General features: G+C 58.2%; 7 protein-coding genes and 1 pseudogene. 3 read left to right on the plus strand and 5 right to left on the minus strand.

Annotated features, from left to right (window positions below; all coding sequences use genetic code 11):
- Positions 1-2 precede the first annotated feature (2 nt).
- The 3 genes from YUO_RS0130865 to YUO_RS0130875 are packed head-to-tail and all read left to right on the plus strand — an operon-like array spanning position 3 to position 2143.
- Positions 3-287, plus strand: coding sequence for an EscS/YscS/HrcS family type III secretion system export apparatus protein (locus YUO_RS0130865; protein ID WP_028350693.1), 285 nt, complete (start codon positions 3-5; stop codon positions 285-287).
- Complete coding sequence (sctT, locus tag YUO_RS0130870; protein WP_028350694.1) at positions 288-1109, plus strand: type III secretion system export apparatus subunit SctT; 822 nt, start codon at positions 288-290, stop codon at positions 1107-1109.
- A complete protein-coding gene (locus YUO_RS0130875; RefSeq protein ID WP_028350695.1) occupies positions 1106-2143 on the plus strand; it encodes an EscU/YscU/HrcU family type III secretion system export apparatus switch protein in 1038 nt (345 codons plus the stop codon). Before sctT ends, YUO_RS0130875 begins: the two co-directional genes overlap by 4 nt.
- 39 nt (positions 2144-2182) lie before the next feature.
- Here the strand turns inward: YUO_RS0130875 and YUO_RS0130880 are convergent, their stop codons facing one another.
- From YUO_RS0130880 to YUO_RS45330, 5 genes and pseudogenes are all read right to left on the minus strand, one after another.
- On the minus strand, positions 2183-2848 hold the full coding sequence (locus tag YUO_RS0130880) for a CpaD family pilus assembly lipoprotein (protein ID WP_028350696.1): 666 nt from the start codon (positions 2846-2848) through the stop codon (positions 2183-2185).
- Between the two features lie 10 nt (positions 2849-2858).
- Positions 2859-4274, minus strand: coding sequence for a type II and III secretion system protein family protein (locus YUO_RS0130885; RefSeq protein WP_235782891.1), 1416 nt, complete (start codon positions 4272-4274; stop codon positions 2859-2861).
- 73 nt (positions 4275-4347) lie between these two features.
- Positions 4348-5037: a response regulator gene (locus YUO_RS0130890; protein ID WP_028350698.1), complete on the minus strand. Its 690-nt coding sequence runs from the start codon at positions 5035-5037 to the stop codon at positions 4348-4350.
- Positions 5038-7522: 2485 nt separating this feature from the next.
- Positions 7523-9514, minus strand: a pseudogene (locus tag YUO_RS48105) (hypothetical protein); the annotation flags it as partial.
- A gap of 700 nt (positions 9515-10214) precedes the next feature.
- A protein-coding gene (locus YUO_RS45330; protein ID WP_156908776.1) for an IS630 family transposase occupies positions 10215-11161 on the minus strand; the annotation gives its coding sequence in 2 pieces (ribosomal slippage) (positions 10215-10820 and positions 10823-11161; 945 coding nt in all).
- Positions 11162-11254: the final 93 nt, after the last annotated feature.

Consider the following 11254-nt stretch of genomic DNA (forward strand, 5'->3'; position numbering starts at 1 on the left):
GCATGGATGAGGCGAGCATTCTCACTCATATGAGCCGGTCACTTGTGCTCTTCATGATCTGGGTTCTGCCTACGCTTATCGCGGCGGTCGTTGTCGGCTTGGTCGTCGGTATCATCCAAGCGGCAACGCAGCTTCAGGATCAAACGTTGCCACTGACTGTGAAGCTTCTGGTCGTTGTCGCGGTGATCGCTTTGTTCTCTCCAGTGCTCAGCGCCGCGCTGATCAAGGAAGCAGAGCAGGTATTTACCGACTTTCCCGCACTCACAGCAAGTATTAGTCGACGTTAGATGAACGTCCCCTCACTCACCGAAACGCAAACTCTGATCCAGGAGGCGATCGAACTCTTGCTTGCAGCCGGGCTCGCGGCAGCCCGCGCCCTTGGCATTATGTTGGTCCTTCCCGTATTTACGCTGCCGCGCATTAGCGGCCTGATGCGCGGCTGCGTGACCTTTGCGATGGGACTGCCATGCCTGTTGCAGATCAGGCACGGCTTGCAGTCGTTGGATCAGGGCTCACGACTGATCAGTGTCACGCTGCTCGGTTTGAAGGAGGTGTTCGTCGGCCTGCTCATCGGCTTTTTGCTCAGTATTCCGTTATGGAGCATCCAGGCAGTGGGTGAGATCATCGATACCCAACGAGGGATTACGAACCCTGTTGCTTCCGATGATCCAGCCACGCGTGGCCAGGCTTCGGCGACGGCGGTTTTACTCGGTACCACTGCGATTGCGATTTTCGTTCTAGCCGGGGGATTGGAGAATATGATTAGGGGCCTTTATGGCAGCTATTTGATCTGGCCCGTGTATCGGCTGATGCCTAGCTTGACCGTGCAAGGCGCGATGGCATTTCTGGGGCTTGTTGGTCACATCATGTATACGGCGCTACTGGTCTCTGGCCCGGTGTTGGCATTCCTGCTGCTACTCGATGTGTCGGTCATGATACTCGGGCGGTTTGCGCCGCAACTCAAACTGAACGATGTCTCTCCCACCATGAAGAATCTGGCGTATGGGATAATCATGGTAAGTTACGCCACCTTCCTCGTCGAATATATGGGATCGGAAATCAGTCAGTCCAACACCGTGCTCGAGTTGTTCAAGAATCTCCTTAAATGAGTAGCTCGAGCGAAGAGAAGAAGCTCCCTCCCACTCCCAAGAAGTTAAAAGATGCTCGCAAGAAAGGGCAGAGTCCGCGCAGCACCGACTTGGTCAGCGCAGTCAGTGTTTGCGCCGGTTTCGGCTGCCTCTGGTTAAGAGCGGGCCTCATTGAGACCAAGTGGTATGAAACAGTACGGCTAATCGACAAACTGCAGGGGCAGCCGTTCACCAGCGCGGTCCAGCAGGCGCTGGGCGGCTTGATCGAACTGTTTCTTGCGGCCGTTGGTCCATTCCTCGGGGTCGGTGTTGCCGCTGGTATTCTAGCGGGGGTCCTGGCCAATGGTGGATTAAACGTCTCTTTCGAGTCCTTAAAGCCGAAATTCGAGAAATTGGATCCCATGAAGGGGCTCAAGCGGATTGCGTCTAAGCGGTCGCTCATTGAACTCGCGAAGTCGCTTCTTAAGCTGTGCGTTCTCGGCGCAAGCCTGCTACTCACGGTTGTCGCAAGTTGGAAGGCACTGGTATACTTGCCGACCTGCGGTAGGCGGTGTCTCAGCTTCGTGTTCACTGAGATCAAATTGCTGACTGAAATTGCCGCCGGTGCTTTTCTGATCGCCGGATTGGCCGATCTTCTTATCCAGCGCTGGTTGTTTTTACAGGACATGCGCATGACGGAGACCGAGGCCAAGCGCGAGTCCAAAGAACAGCAGGGCAATCCGCAGGTCAAACGAGAACACCGTCGCCTTCGACAGGAGACGGCGAACGAGCCTCCGCTTGGCGTGCATCGCGCTACATTGATAGTGACAGGACAAGCGATCTTGATTGGGCTTCGCTACATTCGTGGCGAGACCGGCGTGCCGATCGTGGTTTGCCGTGGTGAGGGCGAACTTGCCTCACGATTGCTTGCTGAGGCGCAGTCGCTGCGCCTCAGCATTGTTCAGGACCCGGCCCTGGCGCGTCAGCTCATGCGGAATGCCATGCTGGGCAATGCCGTTCCTGGGAAGTGCTTTGAAGGGGTTGCGAGAGCACTCTATTCCGCCGGGCTGGTCTAGACTGCTTATGGCGCAATGATTGCGCCATCGGCGCGTCCGCTATCGAGGCGACTGTATATCCCTCGTCGCCGTTGACCCGGCTTCTGGCGAGGACAAGTTAGTAGTTCCATCTCCCAAGTCACCCTTGTTGCGCCGCCCCATGGACCCATATGTGGCAACAGGAACGGCGGCACGATCGCCTTTTGTTGCCATGACAGCTCTATTGTCCAGCAGGTCGCCCGGATCGTTGACCATGATTCCCAGATTGTTGCGGATTGAGCAGCCTAGCGTCTGGTCGAACGAATTATCGTTGACCGAGGGACCAATGATCGAAAGGGACGGACAGACAGGAGGACGTGCTTCATAGACAATGGCCTCGATTCGCACCGCGAAGCCGACAGGCCGGTCGATGCGAGGGCCGAACAGGCGGACGTTGTAAGGCGCGACGCCCATTGCGCGGGCCTCGCTGGCTATCTGCGCGGCGAGCCGGGGCGAGCCGGTGATATCGAGATGGAGCGCATCAAACCGACCGCGGCTGGCGCCGGCAATGAAATCCCTCAGCCGATGCCGCTCGAGGCCACGAAGGCTCTGCAGCACCAAGACACTGTTCTGCTGCTGCACTATAGTTGCTTGTTCAGCCGGCCCGGTGTTGACCAGAGCAGTGCTTGTGCAGCCGCCGAGGCTCGCCATCAGAATGAACAGATGGGGCAGGGCTCGTAAAGTCATTCGACGATCCTTATTCGATAATAAAGGCGGCGCCGCCTGTCGCGCCTGGTACACTGGTGCGCGGAGCGTCGCGGCCTCGCGGCGGGCTTGCCAACGTGTTCGTCAATGTGCGCCCCAGATCTGAGGGCGGTCCGATGCGGTCGGCGGGGGCGCTCATCCGGTTCGGATTCGATGCTGGCCGGACAATGTAAGGCGTGACAATAATAACGAGCTCCGTCTCCTGCTTTTGAAAGGAAGAAGAGCGAAACAGTGCACCGAGAATGGGAAGGTCGCCTAACCAAGGAAAAGTACTAATATCCGTGCTGAAGTTACGCCTGATTAGCCCGCCTATTGCAAAGCTTTGTCCGCTCCCAAGCTCGATAACCGTCTCCGCACGCCTCGTAGAGAGGGCAGGCACGGCCATACCGTTCACTTTGACCTCACCTTCCTTCGAAATCTCGCTGACCTCAGGTTTCACGCGGACATTGATTTGATTGTTGTTAAGAACGGTCGGGACGAAGTCGAGGCTCACTCCAAAATGACGAAATTGGACCGAAACCTGTCGGTTGTCCTGCATGACCGGAATTGGAAATTCGCCGCCCGCAAGGAAGCTCGCGGACTCACCAGACATTGCGGTGAGATTCGGTTCAGCCAGCACGGAAGCGAGGTGCTCGCTGGCGAGCGCGTCGAGAACAGCGCCGATGTTGATACTACCGGCGCTGAAGCCGATACCTGCCTTGCCGCCGCCGCTAGCCGTGCCGGAACCAGCACCTTTGCCGCTGCTAAAGAAAAAAGTGCCATTCTGGCCCATAGCGGAGAGGTTGATGCCGAGCTCCTTCATGGCGCTGCGTGAGACCTCCGCTACGCGAACGCTCAGATTGACCTGTAACGAGCCGGCGACCTGAATTTTATTGACGACCAGCGCACCCGGACCGAGAAACTGCTCTGTGACCTTCACGGCAGTGGCGACGATATCGGCATTGGGAGCCGTACCGTTAAGGATCGCGCCGCGGGGGGTATAGCTGACTTGGATCGGATAGTCGCCGACCTGGGCCTTCAACATGGCACGCAGATCCTCGATCGGCTGCGTGACGACAACACGCAACTCGGCGAGAGCTTCCCCATTGTCGTTCAAAGCGAACAGGCTGGTCCGTCCGGACTTCTTGCCAAAGACGAAGATGGTTGTATTCGATGGCGCTTGATAATCCGCGATCGTCGGGTCGGCGACAAAGATGCTCGCCGCCGGCCCGGGCAGATGAATTGTCTTGCCGAGCGAGGAGGAAAGGTCGAGCGTCCCGTTGATGCTGCTAAGAGCCGCGCGCGGCGGGCCTCCTCTAGCGTCCCGCGTCGTCTGAGCTGCGGCAGCTAGTGGTGATAGCAAAGCGACCGCGCACAGGAGGTGGGAAAGAGAAGGACAAACGGCAGACCACAGGGCGCTAGCGACGATCGAGCGTCGATCGCTGCCACCCTCATTATCAAGAGCGATCTTCAAGGTAGTCTTTGCTTTCAAGTTCGATCGACTACGCGGCCGATGCCGCGCTATTCAATTCAAGGATATAGCCGATGCCGCGTACGGTCGTGATCCGTAGCGTAGCACCAGACTGATTCAAATGACCGCGCAAGCGATAGATTGCGACTTCAAGCGCATTGGTAGAGACCTCATCGTCAAACGCATAGAGGCTGTCCTCCAGCGAGGCGCGAGGCACGGCGCGGCCTGCGCGGCTGAGCAGAAGCTCGAGAATGCACACTTCGCGTCGTGCAATCTTTTGCGGCCGACCACCAACTGAAACTTGCCGGGCGATCGGATCGAATTTTAGATTGCCAAACACAACGACGGGGGCTGTCATTTGCGTTGATCGCCTCAGAATGGCTCGCATCCGAGCGATGAGTTCATCGGTAGACACGGGCTTCGGCAGAAAATCGTCTGCACCACCATTGAAAATGGCGATCCGCTTACCGAGATCATTGCGGCTGCTCATCACCATGGCAGGCATAAAATGTCCGTCGCGTCTCAACCGCTTCAGCCACTCCAAGCCGTTTCCATCCGGTAGAGCCAACTCGAGCAGGAGAATGTCGTATTTGGCGTAGTCCAGAGCGGTCGCCGCCTCATCCAGAGTGCCCGCCACATCAACCGCGAAGCCGCAATCCGAGAGCGCTCCTTGCACAGCGCGCGCAAGGGCCTCATCATGATCAACCAGTAGCGTTCGCATTTCATTGCCTCTTCATGCCAAAACTACCAAGCAGGTCACCGTCGACCATGAAGTCGGGCGAAATTGAGTTCTCCAGCTTCAATGTAAACGTCGGGAGAAGGTACCGACCAAGAAGAGCAATGTTGCCGACGGCTAGCTCTCACTCCGCCCATTGCCTGCCGACTAGTACTTTCGGCTGTCTGCTGAGGATCGCATACGTCCTCGACAAGGCTCAACGTGGTCTTCATGTCGGCAATCAGGCCAGAATAAGTAAAAGCATTGAGCGCTGTGGCTCGGCCCTCGTACATTTTCGCGCCAATCGCGGCAGTGCTTCTGGTCATCGGCTCGGCGAGCGCATCGCTAGCACGCGCACTCGAAACCAAAGCACAAGAGAGAATGGCTGGATTGGCATGCGAACTGATACGAGACATTTGGAAGGTTCCCATGTTGCCCTGACTCTGCGGTGAGTCTTGCTATGCCATCGACGTGTGAGGTCGTTTGATCACAGCAAATGCAAGCTTGAACGCGTGAAGACGGATCGCACCCCCGCAGCGGGCCGATGCTCTAGATGCCGCTAGCGTGGGACGAACAACCAATGCGCCGCGGGCTATGAAAAGATTGTCTAGGTGGGCGATGACGTGCATCGGGAGCGGGCGAAACCCGGCATTCAGACAGATCCAACGCGCCCGCTAGGCTGCGGCCCATCTGGCACACCGACGAATGACGGGTCCGTCCACGCAGCGGCGTTATCAGGCATGTGGTTCGCGTGGTTCCGCCGCCTGCATTCCACCTCTCGGAACGAACGGCGGCAGATGCCGAACTTGGAGTCAACTTCGTTTCCGCTCCGACAAAGGGAACGCGAAGACAGCGAGTACTGCTCCTCAGTTCATCGTGCTGTTGCCGCCTCAACTTGGCTGGCGCGGGTACCCCCTCCGGCGCGTAGGCGGCGTTGCCAACAGGCCTTCCGGTGGACTGAACGAGAAGCGTGACGGGGTCGGGCGGCGTGGCCCTACGGGTTGGAGACATTCGCAATTCTTGCTGCCTGTCAGGAAGTGTTGCGCGCGACGCATTGTCGCGACTGATGTCGGAAACCTTACAATCTGACGCTACGTGCGATTCAAGTCCCTTCGAGAGCTCGTGGCACGGAATATTTTAATCGCAGGCCTGCTGAGGTAGCCACGCGGAAGATCAATGAAAAGCACCGCGACGCATCAAATAGCAAAGCATCTTACGGGAACTAGAGAGCCTGTTCTGGCCGCGAGACTCTGCCTGTCATGGCGGTTTGAGACATTTCGCGCTTCTTGCTATCTGTCAGCAAGTATTGTCGCGACCTGTGTCGGAAACAGCACAATCTGATGCTGCGTACGATTCGGGTCTTCCGAAAGCTCGTTGCATGAATATAAACGGCCAAACCCCTGACCTCGATTCATAATCTTGTCCGACGTGTTGCCGTCTTTATATCCGGTGACGTCGTGCACCGACGCAAATTGATAAGCCATCGCGCGGGTGAGAGTTGCACCACTTCACCCGCGATAAGCAAGGGGCGCGTCGTTTCCTGACAGATCACCATCAGTTCTGTGCCACATGCGGCGTCACGTTCATCGAGCGCAGCTCGTTGACGAAGTCTTCCACCCGACACGGCGGCTATGCTGTCAGCCAGCGCATCCGCAAGCGGATCGAGGAGGCATTCGGCTGGATCACTAGGCCCGTTCGAGCTGATTTAAGGATCCGGGCTGATTAGGAAGTCGCATGCCAGAGCCTGCCATGAAGGCGAGGCGGCTTCCCAAGACGAGCGGCCAAGGTGCAGCGGTCATCAAGTCATCACAAGGAGCTTCTGGCGAGGGCCGTTACGACGATGGGCGCCACTACGAGCTAGAGTGATACGGAAAGGTCCATCGACACTGGTACAACCACGGCCCAGCCCGCGCATCGCAGTCGCGCGCGTCCCAGCACAGAGATCGGGGGGCAGAGCGAAAAGGCCGCGTTTGCGCCTAAGCCTCCAGTTAGCGCGGAGATGCAGCCCACCTAGTTGCTCAATTCGCGCTCGAGCGAGGGGGCAGGGCACGAGCTGAAACCGAGACTGATGCCATCACGGCAAAGCGATTCGAGGCGATCGACAATTTTTCGTGATAGATCCCCCGCAATTTACCCACCAGATCAGAGGGTTCGGTGAGGTCGCGTGGCAGGCAGGAGCCGCGCGCGGGGGATGTGTGCGATCTCGTAGAAGCCGGATGGAACGAGCCGCTGACGCGCCCGAGCACCGGGCGAGATTCAAGACCCGATGCTCTTAGACTAGACGATCGCGCTATGCGACTGAGAAGGAGATCTGCGGCCGCAGCGCGGAGGACCGTATCAGAGCTCCACAGGATAGTAACTGCTGCGTGTTCCTCGACGGCGCCGATCAGACCGATGCTTGAATGACTCTCGAACCTGATGCGCCGAGCCGAGCTGGATATGCCAAAACTGTGATCACACGGTGGCGGGCTCGGCGAACGGCTCGTTTTACTCATTCGTCGATTGGCGACTGGCGGGCTAGACGATCCACTTCCAACTGTGGGGGTCCATCATCTCGTCGAAGCTCCCCTGGAGAGAACTGCTCTAGATTGAAAGTATACTCTTCTGGATCGATGGAGAACGACTGGGCACGGTGATCGTTCCGTCGGCCGTCAAGCTCGTCATGCAATTCGTTTTCCAGTCGCTGAAGCTCCTCTGAAGGGACGAAACCTGGCGACGGGATGGGTTGATTATCTAGATGATCGAATAGTCGCCGAAGCTCCTCCTGAGAAATCTGCTCTGGATCGAACGCGACCTGCCCTTCGACGAAAGCCGAGGGCGCGGGTTGATCATTCCGCCGTTCCTGAAGTTCGCCTAGTTGCGCAGAGTCATCATCAAGAAGTCGTCGAAGCTCCCCTGGAGAGAACTCCTCTAGATTGAAAGTAAACTCTTCTGGATCGATGGAGAACGACTGGGCAGGGTATTCGTCCCGTCGGCCGTCAGGCTCGTCATGCACATCGTTTTCCAGTCGCTGAAGCTCCTCTGAAGAGACGAAAACTGGCGACGGGATGGGTTGATTATCCAGCACTTGCCGAAGCTCCTCCCGAGAAATCTGCTCTGGATCGAACGCGACACGCCCTTGGACGAAAGCCGATGGGGCGGGTTGATCATCCCGCAGTTCCCGAATCTCTTCGGGCCGACTGGCTTGCTGCAACGCGCTGTGCTGCGCAATGACGTGGTCGAGGCGCCTCGGCTCCATCAATACCGCGCTTTCGGGATGAATGGGAGCCGCGTCCGAGGGGTGAAGATTGCGCTTGGTGTAGGGGAGCACGATCGTCCCTGTCAACCGGAAGGTCCGGAGATGGTTTATTGCCCTAAGGAGTCCGTCGGGATTACGCTTCCCGATGAACCCGGACACGTCACCGCTCAACGACTCACTGTCGAGCTGAGCAACAAGGCTTGGTTTGTTTTTTGCGAAGAGCCAACGGCTAAAGCTACGAAGAGGACTTGCATATTGGCGGGCGGATTCTCTTGGCAACCCGGCCTTGATGAAGGCCTCCTGGAGCCCCGAGATATCGCGAGCATCCTCGAAATAAAGAGGCCGCATGTCCGACCCTGTCACAACCCCACTTGATTGAGCCGGCCGCAGCGCCGAGGACGCGCTAAGCTGCGCAGCGGCGATGTCGAGGCGCCTAGTCCCGGCCTCGATGAGGGCCTTCTCAAGCCACGGGACAACGGGAGCATCCTCGGAAGAAGGAGGCCGCATGTCGTGCCCTCTCACAATCCCCGTCGACTGAGCCGGCTGCGGCGCCGCGCTGTGTTGCGCAACGGCGTTGTCGAGGCGCCTCGGTTCCATCAGTACCGCGCTTTCGGAATGGATGGGGGCCACGTTCGGGGCGGCAGGATTGAGCTTGGCGCGACCGCTCCTTGGGCGTACGACGACTTTGACTTCGCCCGTCGACCGAAAGGTGCGGAGACGGTCTAATGCTGCCAGGAGTCTCGTGGGATTGCCTTTTCCGACGAACTCGCGTACGTCACCGCCATCGCTCAGCGACTTACTGTCCATCCGAGCAACAATGCTCGGTCTGCGTTTTGCGAAGAGCCAACGGCTATAGCTAAGAAGAGCGTTTACATGCTGCTTCGTCCCGCTGGCGGCCATCCCGCCCTTGATGAGGGCCTCCTCAAGCCCCAAGATAGCGGAAGCATCCTCGGAATAAACAGGCTCCCGATTGTCCCACTGATGCCTCCGTATCACAATCCCGGTTGACTGAACCGGCTGCAGCGCCGAGGCGGCCGGCATTTCTCCACCACCTCCTCCTGAACCGGCGATCTCGCTCAGCTGCCGCTCAATCGCAATCCCTTGCGGATTCTCTAGGGTCCTCGGCCTCTTCGCTGTTCTCAACTCATCTGTGTCATGTTCATTGTCGATGAGGACCTCCTTGCTTGGCAGGAGGTTGCTCCTGGCAAACGCACCCATCAGCTCGTCCGGGGACTGCTGGCCGTCGCTAGACACATTTGAAGGGGGACTACGGCTTGGCCATCTGTCGGCCAGCGCATTATCGGCCTGACGCGCCTCGTGCAATTGCTGCTCAAAAACCTCTTGCCCGGGTCGGTCCCCTTGATGTTCTTGCGCAGCGTGTTGCACCCGGGGCCACGTTGTTAAATTCGATGGGTCAAAATTTTGCGGGTCCACGCTAGCCTCACGTCCAAAGACAACTGAGCAGGTCTTCTACTCGGGCAAGCTTTCGAGAACCTGACGTGGCCAAGGTCCCGTAGCCGGGAGGTATTCGCGCCGGCCAATCTTGGAAGAGGCGGCGGCTGGAACCATCGTCTCCTCCACAATCCGAGCCTTATCGTCATTAGAGATCCAACGCCGGCGTCCTTTTTTCGTGACCACTTCCAGTCGGCGCCGTCGCGTCCGACTTAAGCGTAATAGTCAAGAATAAATGCAAGGCGGTCCCTTCAAAGGAAATCGCGAACCTCGCCTATCGCATGCGCCGCGAGAGGGTAGGGGCAAAACGACGTTTACGGATCACCTGATGCTGGGTGATTTTGTCGGGACATACGAGATCTGGACATGTTCTGACCTGCGAGCACAACCACGATCCGCTCGCGCATCGCAAGTCGCGCGGGTCCCACCGCACAGATCTGTGGGTCAGAGCGAAAGGCCGCGTTTGTCCCTAAGGCTCTAGAGCATGATGAGATTAGGTTTGTTCATATCCGGCGTTGGCGAAGTAATTGGCGCACTCGGCCGGTGAGACGGTATCGAGGATCGGAGCGATCGCATCGAAGACGGCCTCGGTGGTTCGCTGTGCGGCTTTGCGCAGCCAATGTTTGAACTTGGCGAAGAACTGCTCGATCGGATTGAGATCGGGCGAGTATTTCGGCAGGTAGAAGAGCCGGGCGCCGGCGGCGCGGATGGCAAGGCGAACGGCCTTAGCCTTGTGCGAGCCCAGATTGTCCATGATCACGATGTCACCGTGCCGCAGCGTCGGAACCAGAACCTTCTCGATGTAAAGAAGGAAGGCTTCGCCGTTGATCGGTCCCTCGATGAACCACGGAGCGGTGATGCGATCGTGGCGCAAAGCGGCGATGAAGGTCATGGTGCGCCAGCGGCCGTGCGGCACCTTGGATGTGATGCGTTGACCGCGCGGCGCCCAGCCCCGCAGGGGCGCCATATTGGTTTTGGTCCAGGTCTCATCGATGAACACCAGGCGAGTGGGATCGATCCGATCCCGATACTTGGTCCACTGCGCCCGCCGACGCGCGACATCGGGACGGTCCTGCTCGGCGGCAATCAGCGTCTTTTTTTGTAACTGAGTTTCTCAGCGTGGACGAACTCCCACATCGTGCGGTAATCGACCTTGAGACCACGCTCGGTGAGCTCGGCCACCAGCCCGCGCACGGTAAAATCCGCCTCCCGGCACCTTTGCATCAGCCATTCGCGGTGCGCTCCCGCAATCTTCTTTGGCCTATAGCCACCGATCTGGTCCGGCTTGACGCTGCCAGTCTCGCGGAAGCGCCGTACCCAGTTGATCGCTGTGCTGACACCCACCCCAAATTGGGCGGCCGCCTGATGCCGCGACAAGCCGCCCTTGATGACGGACCTGACCACCCGCTCGCGAAGATCTTCCGAATAGGCTCGCCCCATCCATGCTGGCCTCCTTCCAGCCAGCATGTTGAATCAGAACCAAGCTGATTTGGGAATCCTCAATCGATTCAAACTAGACCCATCCCGCTCTAG

Origin of the sequence: Bradyrhizobium murdochi (assembly GCF_000472965.1) — a bacterium.
Classification (GTDB): domain Bacteria; phylum Pseudomonadota; class Alphaproteobacteria; order Rhizobiales; family Xanthobacteraceae; genus Bradyrhizobium; species Bradyrhizobium murdochi.